This window comes from Streptomyces sp. CNX435 (assembly GCF_059570575.1).
In genome coordinates this window covers 214,042-235,612 of record NZ_JCANTA010000007.1, presented here as the reverse complement: position 1 = coordinate 235,612, position 21,571 = coordinate 214,042, and the positions used below count along the sequence as shown (strand labels likewise).

General features: G+C 71.5%; 24 protein-coding genes and 1 riboswitch. Of the genes, 14 read left to right on the top strand and 10 right to left on the bottom strand.

Annotated features, from left to right (window positions below):
* Positions 1–2: 2 nt before the first annotated feature.
* On the bottom strand, positions 3–932 hold the full coding sequence (locus T328_RS15490; RefSeq protein ID WP_496496604.1) for an ROK family protein: 930 nt from the start codon (positions 930–932) through the stop codon (positions 3–5).
* 145 nt (positions 933–1,077) lie between these two features.
* Positions 1,078–2,016 carry an SIS domain-containing protein gene (locus T328_RS15485; protein WP_496496603.1) on the bottom strand — a complete coding sequence of 313 codons (939 nt, stop codon included), beginning with the start codon at positions 2,014–2,016 and terminating at the stop codon, positions 1,078–1,080.
* A 255-nt stretch (positions 2,017–2,271) separates the two neighbouring features.
* On the opposite strand from T328_RS15485, the gene T328_RS15480 reads away from it, so the two are divergent.
* Positions 2,272–3,552, top strand: coding sequence for an ABC transporter substrate-binding protein (locus T328_RS15480; protein ID WP_496496602.1), 1,281 nt, complete (start codon positions 2,272–2,274; stop codon positions 3,550–3,552).
* Positions 3,553–3,572: 20 nt separating this feature from the next.
* Here T328_RS15480 and T328_RS15475 read toward each other — a convergent pair whose 3' ends face one another.
* Positions 3,573–3,818, bottom strand: a complete 246-nt coding sequence (locus tag T328_RS15475) for a DUF3263 domain-containing protein (RefSeq protein ID WP_496496601.1) — start codon at positions 3,816–3,818, stop codon at positions 3,573–3,575.
* Between the two features lie 37 nt (positions 3,819–3,855).
* On the opposite strand from T328_RS15475, the gene otsB reads away from it, so the two are divergent.
* Entirely contained in the window at positions 3,856–4,716 is an 861-nt protein-coding gene (gene otsB, locus T328_RS15470; RefSeq protein WP_496496600.1) for a trehalose-phosphatase, read from the top strand.
* A gap of 66 nt (positions 4,717–4,782) precedes the next feature.
* Here the strand turns inward: otsB and T328_RS15465 are convergent, their stop codons facing one another.
* Positions 4,783–5,646 carry an alpha/beta fold hydrolase gene (locus T328_RS15465; protein ID WP_496496599.1) on the bottom strand — a complete coding sequence of 288 codons (864 nt, stop codon included), beginning with the start codon at positions 5,644–5,646 and terminating at the stop codon, positions 4,783–4,785.
* 107 nt (positions 5,647–5,753) lie between these two features.
* On the opposite strand from T328_RS15465, the gene T328_RS15460 reads away from it, so the two are divergent.
* Entirely contained in the window at positions 5,754–6,287 is a 534-nt protein-coding gene (locus tag T328_RS15460) for a CGNR zinc finger domain-containing protein (RefSeq protein WP_496496598.1), read from the top strand.
* A gap of 84 nt (positions 6,288–6,371) precedes the next feature.
* Here T328_RS15460 and T328_RS15455 read toward each other — a convergent pair whose 3' ends face one another.
* From T328_RS15455 to T328_RS15445, 3 genes are all read right to left on the bottom strand, one after another.
* Entirely contained in the window at positions 6,372–7,811 is a 1,440-nt protein-coding gene (locus tag T328_RS15455) for an alpha,alpha-trehalose-phosphate synthase (UDP-forming) (protein WP_496496597.1), read from the bottom strand.
* A gap of 49 nt (positions 7,812–7,860) precedes the next feature.
* Positions 7,861–8,358 (bottom strand): hypothetical protein, encoded by a 498-nt coding sequence (locus T328_RS15450; protein ID WP_496496596.1) that lies wholly within the window; start codon positions 8,356–8,358, stop codon positions 7,861–7,863.
* 116 nt (positions 8,359–8,474) lie between these two features.
* The gene (locus tag T328_RS15445; RefSeq protein WP_496496595.1) at positions 8,475–9,539 is read right to left on the bottom strand and encodes a glucosyl-3-phosphoglycerate synthase; all 1,065 of its coding nucleotides are present in this window, start codon (positions 9,537–9,539) and stop codon (positions 8,475–8,477) included.
* Between the two features lie 193 nt (positions 9,540–9,732).
* A riboswitch (SAM riboswitch) is annotated at positions 9,733–9,872 on the top strand.
* Between the two features lie 17 nt (positions 9,873–9,889).
* On the opposite strand from T328_RS15445, the gene thrC reads away from it, so the two are divergent.
* The 4 genes from thrC to groL all read left to right on the top strand — a co-directional run bounded on the left by thrC (position 9,890) and on the right by groL (position 14,014).
* Entirely contained in the window at positions 9,890–11,194 is a 1,305-nt protein-coding gene (gene thrC, locus T328_RS15440; protein WP_496496594.1) for a threonine synthase, read from the top strand.
* The gene (locus tag T328_RS15435) at positions 11,191–11,469 is read left to right on the top strand and encodes a MoaD/ThiS family protein (protein ID WP_496496593.1); all 279 of its coding nucleotides are present in this window, start codon (positions 11,191–11,193) and stop codon (positions 11,467–11,469) included. The genes thrC and T328_RS15435 overlap by 4 nt, the downstream gene beginning before the upstream one ends.
* Before the next feature lie 396 nt (positions 11,470–11,865).
* The gene (locus T328_RS15430) at positions 11,866–12,069 is read left to right on the top strand and encodes a cold shock domain-containing protein (protein WP_027756133.1); all 204 of its coding nucleotides are present in this window, start codon (positions 11,866–11,868) and stop codon (positions 12,067–12,069) included.
* 322 nt (positions 12,070–12,391) lie between these two features.
* Positions 12,392–14,014: a chaperonin GroEL gene (gene groL / locus T328_RS15425; RefSeq protein WP_496496592.1), complete on the top strand. Its 1,623-nt coding sequence runs from the start codon at positions 12,392–12,394 to the stop codon at positions 14,012–14,014.
* 106 nt (positions 14,015–14,120) lie between these two features.
* Here the strand turns inward: groL and murQ are convergent, their stop codons facing one another.
* Positions 14,121–15,056 carry an N-acetylmuramic acid 6-phosphate etherase gene (gene murQ / locus T328_RS15420; RefSeq protein WP_496496591.1) on the bottom strand — a complete coding sequence of 312 codons (936 nt, stop codon included), beginning with the start codon at positions 15,054–15,056 and terminating at the stop codon, positions 14,121–14,123.
* Positions 15,057–15,565: 509 nt separating this feature from the next.
* A complete protein-coding gene (locus tag T328_RS15415) occupies positions 15,566–16,504 on the bottom strand; it encodes a MurR/RpiR family transcriptional regulator (RefSeq protein WP_496496590.1) in 939 nt (312 codons plus the stop codon).
* A gap of 140 nt (positions 16,505–16,644) precedes the next feature.
* Between T328_RS15415 and T328_RS15410 the strand changes: the two genes are divergently transcribed.
* The 5 genes from T328_RS15410 (at position 16,645) to tgmC (ending at position 19,835) form a co-directional block, all read left to right on the top strand.
* Positions 16,645–17,025 carry a DUF8819 family protein gene (locus T328_RS15410; RefSeq protein WP_496496589.1) on the top strand — a complete coding sequence of 127 codons (381 nt, stop codon included), beginning with the start codon at positions 16,645–16,647 and terminating at the stop codon, positions 17,023–17,025.
* Positions 17,022–17,294 (top strand): DUF4031 domain-containing protein, encoded by a 273-nt coding sequence (locus T328_RS15405; RefSeq protein ID WP_496496588.1) that lies wholly within the window; start codon positions 17,022–17,024, stop codon positions 17,292–17,294. Before T328_RS15410 ends, T328_RS15405 begins: the two co-directional genes overlap by 4 nt.
* Before the next feature lie 117 nt (positions 17,295–17,411).
* A complete protein-coding gene (gene tgmA / locus T328_RS15400; protein WP_496496587.1) occupies positions 17,412–17,699 on the top strand; it encodes a putative ATP-grasp-modified RiPP in 288 nt (95 codons plus the stop codon).
* 127 nt (positions 17,700–17,826) lie between these two features.
* Complete coding sequence (locus T328_RS15395) at positions 17,827–18,663, top strand: MvdC/MvdD family ATP grasp protein (protein ID WP_496496586.1); 837 nt, start codon at positions 17,827–17,829, stop codon at positions 18,661–18,663.
* On the top strand, positions 18,660–19,835 hold the full coding sequence (gene tgmC / locus T328_RS15390) for an ATP-grasp peptide maturase system methyltransferase (RefSeq protein ID WP_496496585.1): 1,176 nt from the start codon (positions 18,660–18,662) through the stop codon (positions 19,833–19,835). The genes T328_RS15395 and tgmC overlap by 4 nt, the downstream gene beginning before the upstream one ends.
* An 11-nt stretch (positions 19,836–19,846) precedes the next feature.
* Here tgmC and T328_RS15385 read toward each other — a convergent pair whose 3' ends face one another.
* A complete protein-coding gene (locus tag T328_RS15385) occupies positions 19,847–20,236 on the bottom strand; it encodes a hypothetical protein (protein WP_496496584.1) in 390 nt (129 codons plus the stop codon).
* 267 nt (positions 20,237–20,503) lie between these two features.
* On the opposite strand from T328_RS15385, the gene T328_RS15380 reads away from it, so the two are divergent.
* Positions 20,504–21,334: a helix-turn-helix domain-containing protein gene (locus tag T328_RS15380; protein ID WP_496496583.1), complete on the top strand. Its 831-nt coding sequence runs from the start codon at positions 20,504–20,506 to the stop codon at positions 21,332–21,334.
* Entirely contained in the window at positions 21,324–21,545 is a 222-nt protein-coding gene (locus tag T328_RS15375) for a DUF397 domain-containing protein (protein ID WP_496496582.1), read from the top strand. Before T328_RS15380 ends, T328_RS15375 begins: the two co-directional genes overlap by 11 nt.
* Positions 21,546–21,571: the final 26 nt, after the last annotated feature.

The following is a 21,571-nucleotide window of genomic DNA, read 5'->3' as shown; positions in this document are numbered from 1 at the left end:
CATCAGGCGGTTACCTCCGTGGCGAGTAGGTCCCAGGCGAGCTGCCCGGCGCCCAGGCAGGCGGCGGCGTCTCCGAGCTCCGCCGGGACGATCTGGGGGGTTGTCTGGAACGTGACGCGCGCCCGGACGGCGCGCAGGAGCGGTACGAAGAGCGTGTCGCCGGCCTCGGCGAGGCCGCCGCCGATGACGATCCGGCGGGGGTCGAGCAGGGTGATGCCGGTGACCAGGCCGCCGGCGAGGGCGTCGACGGCGTCCTGCCAGACGGCCTCGGCCAGCGGGTCACCGGACTCCACGGCCTTGGCGCAGTCCGCGGCCGTTGCGCCGGGGTCGCCGCAGGCGGTGGCCCACGCCTCGCCGACGGCGGACGCGGACGCCAGCCGCTCCAGGCAGCCGCGCTGCCCGCAGCCGCACGGCGGCCCGTCGGGGCGTACGACGATGTGGCCGATCTCGCCGGAGCCGCCGTGGGCGCCGGGCTCGATGCGGCCGTCGATGCCGATGGCGGCGGCGATCCCGGTGCCGAGCGCGATGAACAGGAACCGGTCCACCGCGCTCGCCGCCCCGAGCCGCCCCTCGGCCAGCCCGCCGGTACGCATGTCGTGGCCGACGGCGACGGGGCAGGAGAGCCGCTCGCCGAGGAGCCGGCGAAACGGCACGTCACGCCAGCCGAGGTTCGCCGCGAACACGGCGACGCCGCCCGCGTCGTCCACGATCCCGGGCACCGCGACGCCGGCGGCGACGGCCGGTTCGCCGTACTTCCGCACACCGGCGTCCCGCAGCTCGGCGGCGAAGTCCAGCACGGCGGCGACGACGGCATCAGGCCCCGCCGCCCGCGGGGTCGCCCGGCGCGTCTCGTGGAGCAGCGCGCCGTCCGCCCCGACGAGGGCGGCTTTCATGCCGGTGCCGCCCACATCGAGGGCGATGACGTGTCTCACGGGGACAGTCTCGCGTGTAAAGCGGCGAGAGGTCTAGTCCAGTCGCGACGACGGGTCCGGTTTTCACCGGTATCCGGTCCAGTGCCCTCGCGGAGCGCCCCGGGCGCCGACCTGTGTCGCCCCGCCGCAAGCCGGCCGCACGGCCCTACCGCAGGACCACGCTGCGCGTCAGGTTCCGAGGCCGATCCGGGTCGTAGCTCTTCGCCTCCGCCACGGCCACCGCCAGCCGCTGGGCCCGTACCAGGTCCGCCATCGGGTCCAGACCCCGCGCCGTCGACTCCGCGCTGAGGTGGCCGCCCACCCGGCCCACGTCCGCCGCCAGGCCCTCCGGCAGCTCGCCGAAGTGCCACACCGCCCGCCCGGGGCCGGTGATCGCCATCGGCCCGTGCCGGTACTCCATCGCCGGGTAGCTCTCCGTCCAGGCCCCGGCCGCCTCGCGCATCTTCAGCGCCGCCTCCGCCGCAAGACCGCAGGTCCAGCCCCGGCCCAGAAACGTCCACTGCACCGCCGCGGCCAGCTCCGCCGGCAGCGGCTGCGTCACCGCCAGCTCCGCGTCGACCGCCGCGTCCGTGACGGACTTCACACCCGCCGCCGGCCCTCCGTGCAGCTCCAGACCGGCGCGCAGCAGCGCCAGCGCCGTCGTCGCGAACCGGGTCTGCACCACCGACTCCTCGTCCGCGTACGCCAGCGTGACCAGCTCGTCCGCGGCCGTGGCGACGGGCGTCGCCGCGTCCGCCGTGAGGGCCGTCGTCGCGGTCGGGGCGTCCCCGCCCCGCACCGCGGCCAGCAGGTCCAGCACCTCGGTCGTCGTCCCGGACCGGGTGATCGCCACCATCCGGTCGTACCGCCGGCCGGCCGGGAACTCCGAGGCGGCGTAGGCGTCCGTGTGCCCCTGCCCCGCGGCCTCCCGCAGCCCGGCGTACGCCTGGGCCATGAACCACGACGTGCCGCAGCCGACGACGGCCACCCTCTCCCCGGGCAGTGGCAGCCCGGAGACGGTCTCCGCCTCCTGCCGGGCTCGGCGCCAGCAGCTCGGCTGGGTGGCTATCTCGGCGGCGGTACGGGTCGGTTCGGCGGCTGCCATGAGGTGCGGCTCCCTCGTTGTGCTGGTGTACGTACGTCTGCACGCGCCCGATACCGATCGTGCGCGCTTTCGTGCCGTTCCGCGATAGTTGACGTGCGGTTCAGCCGCCGTCTCCCTATCAGCCCGGCCGCCCGTGCGGCAATGGCGGGCAGGGGAACGTGGTTACGGAAGTGATATCCCTGTGGTGTAGACCCAGGAGGGGCGTTCCGGTCAGACTCGCCCTCTCAGATGATTCTGTACGAGGTGGCTAAAGCTGTGCAGCGGCGTGGATTTCTGAAGGCGGCAGCCGGTGCCGCAGGAGCGGCGACCCTCCCGCTGAGCGCGTGCGGGGACGGCAGCGGCGGCGGCGAGGTCACGCTGAGGGTGGTGGCCGCCGAGTACGGTACGGGCGAGTCCGACACCTCCCGGCGCTACTGGGAGCAGCTGGCGGCGAAGTTCTCCAACCAGGCGTCGGGCATCTCGGTCGACATCGAGATCATCCCGTGGGAGGACATCGACGCCAAGGTCGACAAGATGGTCCAGGACGGCAACCCGCCGGACATCGCGCAGATGGGCCCGTACGCCGAGTACAGCGCCCGCGACATGCTCTACCCCATCGACGAGCTGCTCTCCATCCCCACCCAGGCCAACTTCGTGCCCAGCCTCGCCGCCGCCGGCGAGGTCAACCGCGTCCAGTACGGCATGCCGTTCGTGTCCAGCTCGCGGCTGCTGTTCTTCAACAAGACGCTCTTCGAGGCGGCGGGCCTGGACCCCGACCCCGAGAACGCGCCCCAGGACTGGGACGAGCTGCTGGACGTCGCGCAGGCGCTCAAGGACACCGGAGTGAAGATCCCGTACGCGCTTCCGCTCGGGCCCGAGGAGGCGCAGGGCGAGACGCTGATGTGGATGATCAGCGGCGGCGGCGCGTACACGGACGACGTCGGCAGCTACACGATCGACTCCGAGCAGAACATCCACACCTTCAACTGGATACGCGACAACCTCGTCGGCGCCGGCCTCACCTACGCCGCACCGTCCGAGACCAACCGGCGCACCGCCTTCGACGACTTCGTCAAGGGCGACGTCGGCATGATCTTCGGCCACCCGACGCTGATGCAGGATCTGCGGCGGGCGAAGGTCGACTTCGGCATCGCCCTGAAGCTGCCCGGTCGGAACGGTCCCGCGCAGTCCACCATGGGCGTCGCCGACTGGGTCATGGCGTTCAAGGCCAACGGCCACCGGTCGGAGGTCGGGCAGTTCCTCGACTACGTCTTCGAGGACACCAACGTGCTGAAGTTCGCGCAGCGCTACGACCTGCTGCCGACGACGGTCTCCGGGGTGGAGGAGCTGAGCCGGGGCCGTAAGGACCTGCAGCCGTTCCTGGACCAGCTGCAGACCGCCACCTTCTACCCGGACAACAAGACGTCCTGGGCGCGGGTGAACGCGGAGCTGAAGAAGCAGATAGGCAAGGCGGCCGAGTCGGGCGGCGAGGCGCCGGAGCGGGTGCTGACGAACCTGCAGAGCATCGCGGAGACGGCGTCCACGACGGAGGAGTGAGCGGGGGTACGTACGGCGCCTCAGCCCTCCCGGGCGCCGCGGCGGGCCTGCCGGACGCGCCGCAGCCGGTGCACGGTCACCGGGTCGTGCGCGAGCGCACGGGGGTCGTCCAGGAGCGCGTTGAGCAGCTGGTAGTAGCGTGTCGGGGAGAGCCCCAGGCGCTCCCGGATCGCCCGCTCCTTCGCCCCCGGGGCCGGCCACGCGCGCGTCTCCAGCGCGAGGACCGCCAAGTCCCGCTCGGTCAGCGCCGGGTCACCCTCAGACATGCCCTGCACGTTACCGCGGGCCGGTAGGGTCCTGGACATGGGCAGCACCTCCGCAGCACAGCTCCCCGTTCCGCGTACCGAGGCGGGCCGCGTCGGCCTCGCGGCGCTCCTGGCCGACCCGGAACAGGCCCTCGTCGCCTTCGACTTCGACGGCACCCTCGCCCCGATCGTCCCCGACCCCGACTCCGCGCGGGCCCACCCCGGGGCCGTACCGGCGCTGAGCCGCGTCGCGCCGCGCGTGGGCACAGTCGCCGTCATCACCGGCCGGCCCGCCGCGGTCGCCGTACGGTACGGCGGCTTCGCCGGCGCCCCGGGGCTCGCGCACCTGCGCGTGCTCGGCCACTACGGCTCCGAGCAGTGGGACGCCGCCACCGGCACCCTGCGCACCCCCGAGCCGCACCCCGGCGTGGCGGCGGTGCAGGCCGAGCTGCCGGGGGTGCTGGAGACGGCGGGGGCGTGGCGCGGCACGTGGATCGAGGACAAGGGCCGCGCCGTCGCCGTCCACACCCGCCGCGCCGACAACCCCGCGGAGGCCGCCGACGCGCTGCGCAAGCCGCTGGACGACCTGGCGGCGGCGCACGGCCTGGTGGTCGAGCCGGGCCGCTTCGTCCTCGAACTCCGCCCCCCGGGCATGGACAAGGGCCGCGCGCTCACGGACCTGACGCGCGAGACGTCCGCCCGCGCCGTCCTCTACGCCGGCGACGACCTCGGCGACCTCGCGGCGTACGACGCGGTGGACGCGCTGCGCGCGGAGGGCGTGCCCGGCCTGCTGGTGTGCAGCGCGGCGACGACGGGCGAGGGCGCGGACGCGCTGGCGGACCGGGCGGACCTGACGGTCGAGGGGCCGGGGGGCGTGGTGGAGCTGCTGACGGCGCTGGCGGCGGCGCTCGGCGCGTAGCCGCCACGGGACCGAGGCCGCCCGCTGCCGCCGGGCCCCCTTGCCGGGCCCCCTTGCCGGGCCCGTTCAGTCGGACAGCTTGCGCAGGAAGTCCCGTATCAGCCCCGTGCTCTGCGTGAACCGGGTGGTCAGCGGGAAGTGCCCGGCGTCGAGCAGCTGCACGTGCGCGTCCTTCGCGTCGCGCGTGAACGCGCGGGCGCCGTCCGGCCCGAATATCTCGTCGTGCCGCCCCCACGCCGCCAGCACCGGCGGCTGGTGCACGCGCAGGTACTCGTGCCAGTCGGGGTACCGGCCGGGGTTCGTGCCGTAGTCGAGGAACAGGTCGAGCTGGATCTCCTGGTTGCCGGGCCGGTCGAGCAGGGCCTGGTCGTGCAGCTGGAGCGCCGGGTCGACCAGCGAGGTGTCGGGGACGCCGTGCTGGTACTGCCAGAGCGTGGCGTCCGCGGTGAGGGCCGAGCGCAGCGCGTCGCGGTGCTCCGGTGTCGGGTCGGCCCAGTAGGCGCGGATCGGGGCCCAGAAGGGGGCGACGAAGCCCTCCTCGTAGGCGTTGCCGTTCTGGCTGACGATGCCGGTGACGCGCTCGGGGTGGCGCAGGGCGAGGCGGAAGCCGACGGGCGAGCCGTAGTCGTGGACGTAGATCGCGTAGCGCCGGACGCCGAGCTCATCGAGCAGCTGGTCGACGACGTCGGCGAGATGGTCGAAGGTGTACGCCCACTCGTCGGCGGGCGGCGCGGAGCTGAGACCGAAGCCGGGGTAGTCGGGGGCGACGAGGTGGAACTCGTCCGCCAGCTCCGCCATCAGTGGGGCGAAGCCGACAGACGAGGTCGGGAAGCCGTGCAGCAGCACGAAGGTCGGCGCCGCCGGGTCGCCGGCCTCCCGGTAGAAGACATCGAGGCCGTCGATGCGGGCGGTGCGGTGGCGTACGGTCATGGAGCACACTCCAACCGGCTAAAGCAATTTGAACGGTTAGTACGCTCCGAACCTAACCCTGCCCCCGCCAACCTGTCAACCCGACTTCAATGGTTACACTGCTCTGTATGGCACGACCGCTGACGGGCGAACCGCTCGCCCTGGACCTGGTGAACACCTGGTGGATCGACCAGGGACGCCCCGTCGACTTCTTCTACGAGCCGGACGGCATAAGCCGCTGGCTGGACGAGCACCACCTGACCGACGACGCGGCGGACCCCACCGCCACCGCCACCGCCGACGCCGTACGCGCCCCGCTGGCCGCCGCCCGCGCCGCCCTGCGCGCCGCCCTCGACGGGGACGAGCAGCCGCTCGACGCGATCCTCGCCCACGGCGCCCGCCGCCCCCTGCTGCGCGCTGGCGTGGCCACCTCGGAGGTGGTCGTGGACGACCCGGCGTGGCTGCCCGCCTGGTGTGCGGCGGCCGACCTGGTCCGGCTGTACGCGGAGCAGCCGGAGCGGATCCGCGGCTGCGCGAACCCCGAGTGCGTGCTGTGGTTCTACGACGTCAGCAAGAACGGGCGACGCCGCTGGTGCTCCATGGAGGGGTGCGGCAACCGCGCCAAGGCGGCCCGCTTCCAGGACCGCCACCGCGCCCGGTGAGCAGGGCGTGCCCCGCACCTTCCAGGACCCGCCACCGCGCCCGGGTGAGCGGGGCGCGCTGCTCCGTACCGCCGCCCCTGCCCGCTACCCCCGCAGCGCGTTCAGCTGCGCCAGGAACCACGCCTGCGGCGGCAGCGCCGTGGCCGCCGCCGCCAGCCGCTTCGTCCGGCGGGCGCGTTCGTCGCGCGGCATCGACAGCGCCGCGTGCAGGGCCTCCGCCGTCGCCTCCACGTCGTACGGGTGCACCACCAGCGCGTCCTCGCCGAGATCCGCGTACGCGCCCGCCTCCCGCGACAGCACCAGCGCGCAGCCGTCGTCCGAGACCACCGGGATCTCCTTCGCGACCAGGTTCATCCCGTCGCGCAGCGGGTTGACCAGCGCCACGTCCGCGAGCCGGTACGCGGCGAGGGAGCGGGCGAAGTCGTCCTCGACGTGCAGCACGACCGGCTGCCAGCCGTCCGTGCCGTACGCCTCGTTGATCTCCGCGGCGAGCCGGCGGACCTCCGCGGTGTAGTCCCGGTACACGGCCAGGTCCTGCCGCGACGGGTACGCGAACGCCAGCTTCACCACCCGCCCGCGCCACCGCGGCCAGCGCTCCAGCAGCCGCCGGTAGGCCAGCAGCCCGCGGACGATGTTCTTGGACAGCTCGGTGCGGTCCACGCGTACCACCACCTCGCGGTCCGTGCCGCCGATCTGCGCCCGCAGCGCCGCCATCCGCTCGGCCACGTCCGGCCGCCGTGAGCGCTCACGCAGGAAGTCGGCGTCGGCGCCGAGGGCGTGTACGTCGACCCGGGTGGTCCGCCGCCCGCGGCGGTCCGGCGGCGGGTCCTCCCCCTCCCAGGCGACGTGCGCCTCGTCGCCCAGCACGTCGCGGCAGCAGGAGACGAACGCCTCGGCCCACCGGCGGGTGTGGAAGCCGACGCGGTCGGCGCCGAGCAGCCCGCGCAGCAGCGCGGCGGCGATGTCGTCGGGGAGCAGCCGGAAGTACTCGGGCGGCGCCCAGGGGGTGTGCGAGAAGTGCGCGATCCTGAGATCGGGGCGGTGCTCGCGGAGCATGCCGGGCACGAGGCAGAGGTGGTAGTCCTGCACGAGCACCGCGGCGCCGTCGGCGGCGCCGTCGGCGAGGGCGTCGGCGAAGGCGCGGTTGTACGTCTCGTATGCGGCCCAGCGGCGACGGAACTCCGCGTCGAAGACGGGGGAGACGGGGATGTCGTAGAGCATGTGGTGGACGAACCACAGGACGGAGTTCGCGATGCCGTTGTACGCGTCGTGGAAGACGTCCGGGTCGATGCCGAGCATCCGTACGCCGGGCTCGCCCACCCCACGCCGCACGGCCTCCCGGTCCCCGTCCCCGAGCGCGGCGCACACCCACAGCGCCCCGGCGTCGGGCCCCACGGCACTGAGCCCGGACACGAGCCCGCCACCGCCGCGCTTGGCGACGAGTTCGCCGTCGTCGCGGACGGCGTACGAGACGGGCCCGCGGTTCGACGCGACGAGCAGGGGGGCACGCGAGGGCTCGGCCATGCGCCGAGCCTAGCCACGGCACGGGCGCCCGAAACGTAGGGCCACGACTTCAGAAGTCTTCGACCACCTCGTAGACAGTGAACAGCTGATCGAGGTTCGCCTCCAGGCCGGTGGTGTTCTTGATCACATGCCAGAGGAAGTCCTCGTCCGGGCCCCAGGAAGGAAATTCGACACCCGATTCCGATGGCAACGGGTCACCGGTCTCCGCCCTGGCCTCGCCGTTCTCGAAACAGACGTGGCGGACGAGGTCAGCGTCGTCGTAAAACCACAGGGCGTACACGCTCGCCACGCTGGAGAACACGACAGCCAGGGCCTGCGTCCCCTTGATCGTTCCGAGAACGTCCGAGGTCAGCCACCGGTCGACGTTGAGAGGGATCCGCTGGTCCGGATCCCAAATCTGACACCACCCACCGTCCTCAGCGAGGTAGAGGCGCTCACGGGGAGAGTGGCTCCACGCGAAGTCGGCGCTCACGCGTTCGTCGCGTGGCACGTAGCCGACGACGTCCGGCAGGCTGTCCACGACCTCGTCGATGGACCGGTCGCGCACGAACAATGCCGATGTATTCCATCCCATGGATGATGATCGTTGTGTAGCCAGCCTCGCTGCGTCAAGCAGAGCTGAACAATTGTGCCCCGGGTGTGGCCCGCCCGGCGAGGGCTCCGTTACGCCACCGTCGTGTCCGGCTCCTCGTCACCGCGGCCCCGGTCCGGCCCGTGACCCCGTACCCCGCCACAGCACGCCCGGCGAGGGCTCGCGTACTCGGGGATCTCCCGCATCGGCGGCCGCTCCTCCGTGTCCACCCCGTACGTCCGCGGCTCGAACGCCCCGTCCACCCCCCGCTCGAACTGCGTCAGCCGGGGCCGCACCAGGTGCCCCCGCGCCAGCCGCAGCTGCGCCGTGCGGTAGATCGCCGCCGCCATGCGGCCCAGCGCGCGGTCGTCCTGGTGGCGGTGGCGGCGGACGCCGACGTCGACCTGGGCCAGGGCGTCCAGGCCCACCGTGTGCAGCGCGTCGACGAGCAGGCCCAGCTCCACCCCGTATCCCACCGGGAACGGCAGCCGCTCCAGCAGCGACCGCCGCGCCGCGTACTCGCCGCCCAGCGGCTGGACGAAGCCGGCCAGCAGCGGCCAGTGCAGGTTCAGCAGCGGGCGGGCCACCAGCTCCGTCACCCGCCCGCCCTGGCCGCCCGTCCGAGTGCCGAGCGGCCTGTCGTATACCGCCTTCACGAACTCCACGTCCGGGTCCGTCAGCAGCGGGCCCACGATCCCGCTCACGAACGCCGTGTCGAAGTCCTTCAGGTCCGCGTCGACGAAGCACACGATCTCGCCGCGGGTCACCAGCAGCGACCGCCACAGCACCTCGCCCTTGCCCGGTGCCGCCGGCACCCGCGGCAGCACGTCGTCACGGTGTACGACCCGCGCGCCGGCCGCGGCGGCGACCTCCGCCGTGCGGTCCGTGGAGCCGGAGTCCATCACGACCAGCTCGTCGACGAGCGCCCCGCCCCCGCCCCCGCCACCCCCGCCGTCCGCGCCGCCCGCCGCCATCAGCTCCGCCCGGATCGCCGCGACAATCGCCCCGACCGTCGCCTCCTCGTTCAGCGCCGGCAGCACCACGCTCACCGTCCCGCGCGCCCCCAGCGCCCGCTTGGCCGCGAGCAGCCGCGCCGGCGGCCGGTCCGCGGCGGACCAGGACCGCGCCTTCAGCCACCGCTCCACGTCGTCGAGCACCTGCGGGCCTCCCTTGCCGGTGGTCCTGTGCGGTGTGAGAGCCGTCTCGCGTGTCGGACGGCCCTCACAACTGTCCTGGTCGTCGGTTACAGTCTTGAACAACGTGCGTGACGTCCCTATGTCGGGGTCCGCGCGCCGGAGAGAAGCGCCAGACAAAAGCGCCGTTCGGCCCCGCCGGGCCGGCGCCATACAGAGCTCATCCAGAGGGGCAGAGGGAACGGCCCGTTGAAGCCCCGGCAACCCTCCGTCCGGCACTCGCGACGCTGCGAGGCCCCGGACGGTGATGGTGCCAATTCCGTCCTGCGGCGAGATGCGTCGCGGGGAAGATGAGGAGAGAGGGCCTCGCCAGTATGGCTGTAGAGACAGCTGCCACCCACACCGCCGTCGACGGCGCCCCCGACCTGGGTCCGGCCGTCGCGCTGTCCTGCCGGGAGTGCGGGGAGCGGGTGCCGCTGGGTCCCGTGTTCGCGTGCCAGTCCTGTTTCGGGCCGCTGGAGGCGGCGTACGACCTGCCCGGCGGCGACGCCGAGTCCGCTGCCCGGCTGCGGAAGCACATCGAGGCCGGCCCGCGGAGCATCTGGCGGTACGCGCCGCTGCTGCCCGTCCCCGCCGACGTGGCGGCCAAGCCCAACCTGAACCCCGGCTTCACCCGGCTGCACCGCGCCGACCGGCTCGCCGCCGAGCTGGGCGTCACCGGCGAGCTGCACGTCAAGGACGACTCCGGCAACCCCACGCACTCCTTCAAGGACCGCGTCGTCGCCATCGCTGTCGAGGCCGCCCGCGCCTTCGGCTTCACCACGCTGTCCTGCTCCTCCACCGGCAACCTGGCGGGCGCGGTCGGCGCCGCCGCGGCCCGGGCGGGGCTGCGCTCGTGCGTGTTCATCCCGTACGACCTGGAGCACGCGAAGGTCGTCATGGCCGCCGTCTACGGCGGCGACGTCGTCGGCATCGAGGGCACGTACGACGACGTGAACCGCTTCTGCTCCGAGCTGATCGGCGACCCGGTCGGCGAGGGCTGGGGCTTCACCAACGTCAACCTCCGCCCGTACTACGCGGAGGGCTCCAAGACCCTCGCCTACGAGATCTGCGAGCAGCTCGGCTGGCGGCTCCCGGACAACATCGTCATCCCGGTGGCCTCCGGCTCCCAGCTCACGAAGATCGACAAGGGGCTGAAGGAGCTGATCGCGACGGGGCTCGTCGAGGAGCGTCCGTACCGGATCTTCGGCGCCCAGGCGGCCGGCTGCTCGCCGGTCTCGCGGGCCTTCAAGGACGGCCATGACGTCGTACGTCCCGTCCGGCCCGACACCATCGCCAAGTCTCTCGCCATCGGCAACCCGGCGGACGGCCCGTACGTGCTGGACATCGCCCGCCGCACCGGCGGCGCGGTGGAGGACGTCACGGACGCCGAGGTCGTCGACGCGGTCAAGCTGCTGGCCCGTACCGAGGGCGTCTTCGCGGAGACGGCGGGCGGCGTGACCTTCGGCGTGCTGGCGAAACTCGTCGCGGACGGCCGGATCGACCCGGCCGCGACCACCGTCGCGATCAACACCGGCGACGGCCTGAAGACACTCGACGCGGTCGCCCCCACCACGGGGCCGAGCGCGATCATTCGTCCCACACTCGACTCCTTCCGAGAGGCCGGCCTCGCATCATGAGCGTGAACGTCCGAATTCCGACCATCCTCCGTACGTATACCGACGGCCGGGCCGAGGTGAGCGCCGAGGGCGCGACCCTGGCCGACGTGATCGAAGACCTGGAGAAGAACCACCGCGGGATCGCCGCCCGGGTGCTGGACGATCAAGGCAAGCTGCGCCGGTTCGTGAACGTCTACGTGAACGACGACGACGTCCGCTTCGCCGATGGCCTGCAGACTCCCACTCCGGAGGGGGCGGGCGTCTCGATCATCCCGGCGGTTGCCGGGGGCAGTTGAACCCTGCTGCTGCGTGTGCGGCCCCACCGATCCGGAGTGGGGCCGTTCGCATGTCCGTGCACGCGATAGGGTTGGGACGTTCCCCCCTCGTGGCCCGTGCTCCATGCATATGAGAACGCGACAAGTTCCGGGTAATTGCGGAGAGTTATTTGTCGTGATGGTGAGTTATGCCCTGCCCGAGTTGTCAGGGGATGGCGGGTGTTGGTCGGAAAAATACCGATCAAGTGTCCGCAGAATTCTCGTCCGATTGACCTGTTGCACTGGGCATCTGTGCGGATACATTCAGCCGCGGTCGACGCGTTCCGGCGCACGCCCCGGCGTGTATCCGGGGGTGAGGTCTGACCCGGGTCCGCGGAGTGCGGTCCTGTGTAAGGGCCAGCAATAGGGGAGTTTGGAATGGCTCAGGGCACCGTCAAGTGGTTCAACGCGGAGAAGGGGTACGGCTTCATCGCGGTCGACGGTGGTGCGGATGTCTTCGTCCACTACAGCGCGATTCAGATGGACGGGTACCGCACCCTCGAGGAAGGCCAGCGGGTCGAGTTCGAGATCTCGCAGGGTCAGAAGGGGCCGCAGGCAGACATGGTCCGCGTCAACGGCTGAGCGCCGGGCATCGACCACGGACGACTTGCGCTGGGCCCGCACCCCCCGGGGTGCGGGCCCTCTGCTGTGCGGTGCGGTTCTCCGGTTCCGCTCTGTGCGTGTTCCGCTCTGCGCGTGAGAACGCCCCACCCGCTTGCACTCGCAGGGGGCGAGTGCTAATCATTGGCGTTAGCACTCTCCCCGTGAGAGTGACAGCACGGGACCGGTTCGGTGAGGTCCGTACGCCGGGTGGGAGGGAACCACGCGGGTCGCGGACCGTCCGTCGCGGGCGCCAGCGCGGTCCGGACACAGACCACCCCCCTGTCCGGGAGGACTCAACACAATGGCCAAGACCATCGCGTTCGACGAGGAGGCGCGGCGCGGCCTTGAGCGCGGCATGAACCAGCTCGCCGATGCCGTCCGCGTCACCCTGGGCCCCAAGGGCCGGAACGTCGTCCTTGAGAAGAAGTGGGGCGCCCCCACGATCACGAACGACGGTGTCTCCATCGCCAAGGAGATCGAACTCGAGGACCCGTACGAGAAGATCGGCGCCGAGCTGGTCAAGGAGGTCGCGAAGAAGACGGACGACGTCGCCGGTGACGGCACGACGACCGCGACCGTCCTGGCCCAGGCGCTGGTCAAGGAGGGCCTGCGCAACGTGGCCGCCGGCGCCAACCCGATGGCGCTGAAGCGCGGCATCGAGAAGGCCACCGAGGCCGTCTCCGCCGCCCTGCTGGAGCAGGCCAAGGACGTGGAGACCAAGGAGCAGATCGCCTCCACCGCCTCCATCTCCGCCGCCGACACCCAGATCGGCGAGCTGATCGCCGAGGCCATGGACAAGGTCGGCAAGGAAGGCGTCATCACCGTCGAGGAGTCGCAGACCTTCGGTCTGGAGCTGGAGCTCACCGAGGGCATGCGCTTCGACAAGGGCTACATCTCCGCCTACTTCGCCACCGACATGGAGCGCATGGAGGCGGAGCTGGAGGACCCGTACATCCTCATCGCCAACTCCAAGATCAGCGCGGTCAAGGACCTGCTGCCGCTCCTGGAGAAGGTCATGCAGTCCGGCAAGCCGCTGCTGATCATCGCCGAGGACGTCGAGGGCGAGGCCCTGTCCACCCTCGTGGTGAACAAGATCCGCGGCACCTTCAAGTCCGTCGCCGTCAAGGCCCCGGGCTTCGGCGACCGCCGCAAGGCCATGCTCGGCGACATCGCCATCCTCACCGGCGGCCAGGTCATCTCCGAGGAGGTCGGCCTCAAGCTGGAGAGCGCCACCCTCGACCTGCTGGGCCGCGCCCGGAAGGTCGTCATCACCAAGGACGAGACCACCATCGTCGACGGTGCCGGCGACAGCGACGGCGTCCAGGGCCGGGTCAACCAGATCCGGGCCGAGATCGAGGCCAGCGACTCCGACTACGACCGCGAGAAGCTGCAGGAGCGGCTCGCCAAGCTGGCCGGCGGCGTGGCCGTCATCAAGGCCGGTGCCGCGACCGAGGTCGAGCTGAAGGAGCGCAAGCACCGCATCGAGGACGCCGTGCGCAACGCGAAGGCGGCCGTCGAGGAGGGCATCGTCGCCGGCGGCGGCGTGGCCCTGCTGCAGGCCGGCCACGTCTTCGAGAAGCTGGAGCTGGAGGGCGACGAGTCCACCGGTGCCGCCGCGGTGAAGCTGGCCCTGGAGGCCCCGCTGAAGCAGATCGCGGTCAACGCCGGCCTTGAGGGCGGCGTCGTGGTGGAGAAGGTGCGCAACCTGACCCCGGGCCACGGCCTGAACGCCGCCAGCGGCGAGTACGTCGACATGATCGCCGAGGGCATCATCGACCCGGCCAAGGTGACCCGCTCCGCGCTGCAGAACGCGGCGTCGATCGCGGGCCTGTTCCTCACCACCGAGGCCGTCGTCGCCGACAAGCCGGAGAAGGAGAAGGCCGCGGCCGGGGGCGGTATGCCCGGCGGCGACATGGACTTCTGATCCGGGTCGTCCGCGGACGCACCGACGAACCGAGGGCGGTACCCCGCAGGGGGTGCCGCCCTCGGGCGCGGAGGGCCGGGTGCCGGGGCCGGGGGTCGGCAGCCCGTCAGCTCACGTCGGTCGCGGCCTTCAGCGCCACCCGCAGGTGGCCGTGCGAGGCGTCGAGCAGCCGCTCCGCCGTGCTGCCGTCCACGCCGCCGAGGATGGTGAGGATCGCACTCTTCACCTCCCCGTGGGTCTCCGCGAGGGCGGCCTCCACCTCCTCGTCGCCCGCGCCCGTCGCCAGCGCGACGATGCGCCGCGAACGCGCTTGCAGCTTCTCGTTGGAGGCGCGCACGTCGACCATCAGGTTCCCGTACGTCTTGCCCAGCCGGATCATCGTGATCGTCGAGAGCATGTTGAGCACGAGCTTCTGCGCCGTGCCCGCCTTCAGCCGCGTCGAGCCCGCGATCAGCTCGGGGCCCACGACGACCTCGATGCCGTGGTGCGCCGCCGCGCACAGCGCGGAACCGGCGTTGCAGGACACCCCGATGGTCAGCGCCCCCCGGCCGCGCGCGAACGTCACGCCGCCGACGGCGTATGGCGTACGGCCCGAGGCGGAGATGCCGACGACCGTGTCGTCGGGCCCCAGGTCCGCCGCCGCCAGGTCGGCCGCGGCCAGCTCCTTGCTGTCCTCCGCGCCCTCCGTGGACGTGCGGATCGCCTTGTCACCACCGGCGATCATGCCGACGACCTGCGACGGGTCGGTGTTGAACGTCGGGGGGCACTCGCTGGCGTCCAGCACCCCGAGCCGGCCCGCGGTGCCGGCGCCCAGATAGAACAGCCGGCCGCCGCGGGCCATGCGCTCGGCGGTGGCGTCGATGGCGGCGGCGATCTGCGGCAACTGCGTGGCGACCGCGCCCGGTACGCCGCTGTCCTCCTCGTTCATGATTCTGGCGATCTCCAGGCTGGAGAGGCGGTCGATCTCCGCAAGCTCCGGCCGGAACGCTTCGGTGGTCAGGCTTTCCAGCTCCCGGCGGATGTCGGCTGAGGGAGAGGGCATGTCGGGGCGGCTCTTTCCATGCGGTGCGTGGCGCGCGGTGGGCGGTGCGCGCACGCGGAGTTGGGTCGGTCACGGCGGCTTGCGTGGTGCGGTCGCCGGCGGTCGGGCTGCCGTCGCGGGCGGCCGGCGCGCGGTGCGCGTCCGGACGCCGGGCGGCGCCGGCGTCGTACGGCGGTGCGGTCGGGTGCGGTCAGGTGCCGGGCCCTCGGACGTCCGCGGGACGCCTTCGGGCAGACCAGTGTGGGGGGTGGTGCGTGGGGGTGGTGCGGGGGGTGGTGCGTGGTCGCGTGTACGTGGTGCATGACACGTGGCGCATGAGCTGTACGTGGTGCAGAGTGCATGAGCTGTGCGTGGTGCAGATGGCGCGTCTGGCACGTCCGGGCGTGTCGGTCGCCCCCGGCGCCCCCGGCGCACCCGCCGCGCCGTCCGGTACCGCGGGCGGGGCCCGCGTCTGCGTCGCGGGCGGGTCGCCGGTGCATCGGGCGGTCGTCGGGTGTCGCCGGGCGGCGTCAGGGCCGCGGGCGGAGCGGGCTGTGCCGGTGGGCCAGCGCCTCGTACGAGGCGGCGAGCGCCGGGGCCGCGCGCTCGTACGTACGCTGGGCCACGCCTATGAACAGGCAGTCCACGACCAGCAGTTGGCCCGTCCTGCTGGACATGGCCGCCGGCCGCAGCTCGCTCTCGCGACCCGTGGACGTGGTGAGTATGTGATCGGCGTACGAGGCGACGGGGCCGTCCGGACGGCCGGTGATGGCCACGGTCGTCGCCCCGTGGTCGAACGCCACGCGCAACGGCTCTATGACGTCGACCGTGCGACCCGAGTGCGTGATCGCGATGGCCACGTCACCCGCGCGCAGCTGGACGGCGTTGGTCACGGCCAGGTGCGGGTCGGGCGAGGCGTGCGCGACGACGCCGATCCGCAGCAGCTTCTGAACCAGGTCCTGGCCCACGAGGTTGGAGGCGCCGATCCCGTACACGTCGATGCGCCGAGCGGCGGACATGGCGGCGATCGCCGCCTCCACCTGCGCGGGGTCGAGCCCGGCCGCGGTGTCCGCGAGCGCCTGCTGCTCGTCCCGCGCGAGCTTGGCGATGACGTCGGCCATCGAATCGTCCACCGCTATGTCCGCGGTGACCGACGGCGCCCGCCCGGCCTCCTGCTGCGCGGCGGCGGCGGCGAGGGCCAGCCGGAGGTCGCGATACCCGGGATAGCCGAGCAACCGCGCCGTCCGCACCACGGTCGCCTCCGACGTACCGGTGCGCTCCGCGAGGCCGGTGACGGTGAGCGCGGCACAGCCGGCCGGGTCACCGGCGACGGCCTCGGCGACGCGCTGCATGGAGCGCGTCATGGACGGCGCGACCGTCCGCACCTTGGCCGCGAGGGCCGCGGGCGCGGGCGGCGCGGGTCCGGTCGGGGGGTCGGGAGTGAAAGTTTCCTTCACGCTGTAGCTCACACCCGAAAGATATTTTCACGACCGAGGCGAGTCAACCCCCCGCGACCGCCCTGTGGAAAACCCCGCGGGGGTGGGCGCCGCGGGCGCCGGGGCGGCTGTGGGCGCCGTCTCGCGGGTGCCGGTTGCGGGAGAATGGCTGCATGGAGCACCAAGGGCTGGAGCAGGCGCTGCACTGCGCCCGTGCGCTGATACTCGCCGACCTCACCGCCGCCGACGTGGCCGAGCCGGACGTCGTCACCCTCGTCGAGGACGCCGTCGCGCACCGCCGCTGGTGGGTCGAGCAGTGGCCGCAGGGCGTGGCGTACCTGGACGGCCTGGTGGCTCAGGACGTCCAGGACGCGCTCCTGGAGAAGCACGGCAGGTGGCCGCTGTGCCCCGTCTGCCAGGACGTCGACGCCTCCGGCCCGCACGCGCTGGACATCGAACCGGAACTCGGCCCCGAGCCGAGGTGGGTCTGCGGGCGGACGGGCGCGGTGGTGGCCCCGGTGGGCGGCCTGGGGCCGGCGGGCGGCGCCGGATGACGATCTACGTCGACCCGCCGACGTGGCCGGGACACGGGCGGATGTGGTCGCACCTGGTCAGCGACGAGTCGTACGAGGAACTGCACGCCTTCGCGGAGTCGATGGGAGTGCCGCCGAGGGCCTTCGACCGGGACCACTACGACATTCCGTCGACGCGGTACGAGGACGCGGTGCGGCGGGGGGCGGTGGAGGTGGGCTCGAAGGAGCTGCTGCGCCGACTGGTGGCGGGCGGCCTGCGGCGGCCGGGGAGGCGGTCGGGGGTGGCGTGAGGGCGTAGGGCGGTGCACCATGCGCGGGCGTACCGGAGCGTTCGAGGGCAGCACCGTAGAGACTGCCTTGCATCGGACCGTTCGGCGGGGTCAGGCTCGTGTCAGTGCGCCTCACCCATGCAGGAGGTCAGCGTGTTACCCACAGGTGCCTCGTCAGTTGGCTGCCGCCCTTGGGGTGTCGGTCGGATGCGTCCGTATCCGGCCGTGCACCATCGGGACTTCGCCTCCGCCGTCATCGACCCGGCCACCCAGCTCACGGTCTACCGCGACGCTCGCGGCGGAATCATCGAGATGGGCAAGCACGGAACGTCGATGGGCACGGAGACCCAGATGGAGAGCACCAACCTGGACTCCCGCAACGACACCGACCACGACCAAGACAGCGAGCAGGACCCCGGGAGCTGACGCGTGGCATCAGCCGAGAGTTCGGTCCTGGTGGTCACCGAGGTCGACGACATCACCGCGAACATGGTGATCGCCGAACTCAACCGCCGGGGCGTGCCCGTGGTCCGGTTCAACCCCGCCGACATCGGTGACCATCTCCAGGTCTCGGCCTCCTTCGGCACCGGTTCGACCGCGCCGGCGGGGCAGGTCCACACCCCCTCCCGCCGCACCGGCTGGAGGGGGTGCGCTCGGTGTACTGGCGCCGCCCCACCTGGCCTCCTTCGAGCACCTGGACGCGGCGGACGCGCGGTTCGCCGCCGCCCAGACCCGTCATGGCCTGGGCGGAACCCTGTACGCCCTGCCTCACGCCCGGTACGTCAACCACCCGCTACGCAACTACGCAGCCGAGCACAAGCCGCTCCAGCTCGCCACCGCCCAGCGGATGGGCCTGCCCATTCCGCCCACGCTGGTTTCCAACAATCTCGACGACATCAAGGCGTTCCTCACCGAACACGAGCAGGTGGTCTACAAGGCGCTGCGCTGGACGCCCTACCGGCAGCAGGACGGCACCGGGCTGACCACCTGGACCGAGCCGGTGAGCATCGATGAGCTGGACGAGTCGGTCGCGGTGGTGCCGCACCTCTTCCAGGCACGCATCCGCAAGGAAGCGGACATGCGCGTGGTGGTCGTGGGTGAGCGGGTGTTCGCCGTCCGCATCGACTGCGACCTGCTGGACTGGCGCCGGGACTACAGCGTCCTGTCCTACCGGGTCACCACGCTGCCCGACCAGATCTCCGACCTCCTGGTCCGCTATCTGCGACGCTTCGGCCTCGCCAGCGGTAGCTTCGACCTCGTCCTCGACTGCGACGGTGACCTGCACTTCCTGGAACTCAACCCCAATGGCCAGTGGGGCTGGCTCGAAGACGCCGCCGACCTTCCCCTGACCTCTGCCTTCGCAGATCTGCTGGCGCAAGGAGAGCCATGACCGCACCCGACACCCGCCGCGAGCGCCGAGCGCTCGCCGACCGCCTCCAAGCGCAAGGGCACCTGACAAGCCCTGTGTGGCGGGCAGCGGTCGAAGCCGTGCCCCGCGAGGCGTTCCTTGGTGCCTCCGGGGTGTTCCTGCCCGAGGACAACGCCGCCTGCTGGCGGCCGGTCGCCCCCGGCAGCGTCGAGACCAAGGAGTGGGTGGAGATCGCCTACGGCGACGAGTCCCTCGTGACCCAGCTCGACGGCCACCTCACACCCGACCAGGCCACCGGGCCGGTCACCGGCTTCCCCACCTCCTCCTCCACCGTCCCCGCCACCGTCGTCGGGATGCTGGAAGACCTGGACGTGGACGACGGCATGACCGTGCTGGAGATCGGCACGGGCACCGGCTACTCCACCGCGCTACTGTGCCACCGCCTCGGCGAAGACCAGGTGACCAGCATCGAAGTCGATCCCGAGGTGGCCAAACGCGCCGACGACGCGCTCGAAGCCTGCGGCTACTCCACCTGGACCGTGACCGGCGACGGCCTGCTTGGACACCCCCGCCGCGCCCCGTACGACCGCATCATCGCTACCTGCGCCGTGCGCCGTATTCCCCATGCCTGGATCCGCCAGACTTCCCCGGGCGGCATCATCCTGGCCACCGTCGGCTCCTGGTCCCGCGGCACTGGCCTGGCCAAGGTCACCGTCACCGGTGAGCGCACGGCAGAGGGGCGGATCATCGGCCGCTCCTCCTTCATGCCTGCCCGCGCCCAGGCACCCGTTCCGCTCTCGGGCGATCTCGCCGCCCGCACCGCCTACGCCGACACCACCCGGCCCGCCCGCATCGCACCGGGGCTGCTCCACGCGTGGATGCCAGCGTTCCTCGCCCAGCTCGCCGCCCCCGGCGTGCAGATGATTAACACCGCCTCCGGAGGCGAACAGCGGGTTTACCTTTTCGACACAGACCGGGAATCGTTCGCTGAACTCGCACGCGACGGCGACGCCTGGACCGTCCGCCAAGGCGGACCCGTCGCCCTCTGGGACGCCATCGAAACCGCGGTTACCACATGGCAGGGCACCGGGGAGCCTGATATCAGCGCTGTCCAACTGGACGTCACACCCGCCGGGCACACCTATTGGATCGGAGACGATCCGACCCTGCGCTGGGAACATCGCCTCGTGTGATCGGGCGAGCCTCACGGTCCGAACGCCCCGCATTCCTTGGGCTGGGGAAGGCTGGGTGCCGCGTCCTCGTCCACGTCGCCGCATTCGGCAGTTTCCGCGTCAGCGGCGTCGGCGGCGTCGGCGAGGCGTTCACCTCGGCTGTCCGCGATGTGCAGTGTCTTGTGCAGCGATTCGCACAACTGTCTCGCGAAGAAGCGGAGTTCGTCGGCGTCCTGCTTGCTTTCGGCCAGCAGGTCGTGGACGTGGTCGAGTAGGTCGGAGGCCATGCCGAGTTGTGTTTCCTCGGCGTCGTCTGCGAATCGCGAGAGATAACTGTCGGGGTTGTCCGTGATCAGGTAGGCGGAGTGGCCCCGGTCGTCCGACCACGCCATGAGTCGCAAGGTCCGGCGCCCCTTCAGCACACCGTCACCTCCGGCAGCCGCAGCAGCGGCACGAACAGCCTCGCGATAGCGTGGGTCACGTCGTCAACCTCCGTGGGGTTGGTGGCCACGCCCCGGACCGGTCGTGCGGTTGCGGGGGTCTCTCGCGTGTGGCCTGTCAGTTCGGCGAGATCCCGCCCCGGAAGGGCGGCTTGGTTACCACCATTGCCGATGGGGAACGCCCCCGTACAGGAATGGCCCGTCGCCAAAGGGCCTTTGTGGACAGGGAATTGAAGGGGTGTTCGAGGTATGGAGCTGCACGAGGACGACGGCAAGGCCACTCCGCGCACAGTGCTCGGACGCCGGTTGCGGCGTCTCCGGGAAGGCGCGGAGTTTTCCCAGCGAGCGCTTGCCGAACGGGTGGGCTACCCGCATACGTACATCAGCCGGGTGGAGCGCGGGGAGCAGTTGCCGTCGGAAGCCCTGGCGCAGGTACTCGACGATTACTTCAACACCGACGGCCTGTTCGTCGAACTGCGCGAAATGGCGCACGACAGCCTGATCGCCGTCTACAGCCGCGAGGTCGTCGACAAGGAGGGCGACGCGATCCGGATTCAGGTCTTCACGAGCAGCACCATTCCGGCGCTGCTGCAGACGGAGGAGTACATCCGCGAGCTGTACCGGATGGGGCTGCCCACCGGGATGTTGAACGAACTGGACGAGCGTGTCGCCGCCCGTGTGAAGCGGCAGCGTGTGCTGGACGGCGACTCGCCGCCGCTCTACTGGGCAATCATGGATGAGTCGGCACTCAGGCGTCCACTAGAGCACAAAGAGACCATGCGGCGGCAGATTAAACATCTGGTGCAGATGGCAGAAAAGCCGCACGTAACCCTTCAAGTCCTCCCCTTCGACCAGGGGTTGCACTCGATGATGGGCGGGAGCCTGATGCTGCTGACCTTGAAGGACGGTGCCACGGTGGCTCTCGTCGAGAGCTACGATTCCGGCGAGGCAGTAGACTCACCGAAGAGGGCGGTTGAGCTTGTACAGCGCTTTGACGTTGCGCGCTCCAAGGCTCTTCCGGAGAGTGAATCTCTCGATCTGATTCGTCATTATCTGAAAGAGTATGCCGATGAAAGCTAACCGCATCCCCGACGCCTCGGCACTCACGACCTGGCGCAAGTCGACCTACAGCGGAGCGGAGAACGGGGCCTGCGTCGAGGTCGCCGACGGGTTCCCCGGCGCCGTCCCGGTGCGCGACTCCAAGGACCCGCACGGCCCGGCGCTGGTCTTCCCGGCAGCGGGCTGGTCATCCTTCGTCGCCGCGGTCAAGGCCGGGGAGTTCTCCGCCTGAGCCGACCCGCAGCATTCCCGCAGACC

What these genes read in the sequence shown, in the direction of transcription:
- T328_RS15460 (WP_496496598.1), top strand. Translation starts at nt 5,754, where the DNA reads ATGGCACGACCGCTGACGGGCGAACCGCTCGCCCTGGACCTGGTGAAC.
- T328_RS15485 (WP_496496603.1), bottom strand. Translation starts at nt 2,016, where the DNA reads ATGGCAGCCGCCGAACCGACCCGTACCGCCGCCGAGATAGCCACCCAG.
- T328_RS15380 (WP_496496583.1), top strand. Translation starts at nt 20,504, where the DNA reads ATGGAGCTGCACGAGGACGACGGCAAGGCCACTCCGCGCACAGTGCTC.
- T328_RS15375 (WP_496496582.1), top strand. Translation starts at nt 21,324, where the DNA reads ATGAAAGCTAACCGCATCCCCGACGCCTCGGCACTCACGACCTGGCGC.
- tgmA (WP_496496587.1), top strand. Translation starts at nt 17,412, where the DNA reads ATGCAGGAGGTCAGCGTGTTACCCACAGGTGCCTCGTCAGTTGGCTGC.
- T328_RS15410 (WP_496496589.1), top strand. Translation starts at nt 16,645, where the DNA reads ATGGAGCACCAAGGGCTGGAGCAGGCGCTGCACTGCGCCCGTGCGCTG.
- tgmC (WP_496496585.1), top strand. Translation starts at nt 18,660, where the DNA reads ATGACCGCACCCGACACCCGCCGCGAGCGCCGAGCGCTCGCCGACCGC.
- otsB (WP_496496600.1), top strand. Translation starts at nt 3,856, where the DNA reads ATGGGCAGCACCTCCGCAGCACAGCTCCCCGTTCCGCGTACCGAGGCG.
- T328_RS15475 (WP_496496601.1), bottom strand. Translation starts at nt 3,818, where the DNA reads ATGTCTGAGGGTGACCCGGCGCTGACCGAGCGGGACTTGGCGGTCCTC.
- murQ (WP_496496591.1), bottom strand. Translation starts at nt 15,056, where the DNA reads ATGCCCTCTCCCTCAGCCGACATCCGCCGGGAGCTGGAAAGCCTGACC.
- T328_RS15405 (WP_496496588.1), top strand. Translation starts at nt 17,022, where the DNA reads ATGACGATCTACGTCGACCCGCCGACGTGGCCGGGACACGGGCGGATG.
- thrC (WP_496496594.1), top strand. Translation starts at nt 9,890, where the DNA reads ATGGCTGTAGAGACAGCTGCCACCCACACCGCCGTCGACGGCGCCCCC.
- T328_RS15465 (WP_496496599.1), bottom strand. Translation starts at nt 5,646, where the DNA reads ATGACCGTACGCCACCGCACCGCCCGCATCGACGGCCTCGATGTCTTC.
- T328_RS15430 (WP_027756133.1), top strand. Translation starts at nt 11,866, where the DNA reads ATGGCTCAGGGCACCGTCAAGTGGTTCAACGCGGAGAAGGGGTACGGC.
- T328_RS15455 (WP_496496597.1), bottom strand. Translation starts at nt 7,811, where the DNA reads ATGGCCGAGCCCTCGCGTGCCCCCCTGCTCGTCGCGTCGAACCGCGGG.
- groL (WP_496496592.1), top strand. Translation starts at nt 12,392, where the DNA reads ATGGCCAAGACCATCGCGTTCGACGAGGAGGCGCGGCGCGGCCTTGAG.
- T328_RS15435 (WP_496496593.1), top strand. Translation starts at nt 11,191, where the DNA reads ATGAGCGTGAACGTCCGAATTCCGACCATCCTCCGTACGTATACCGAC.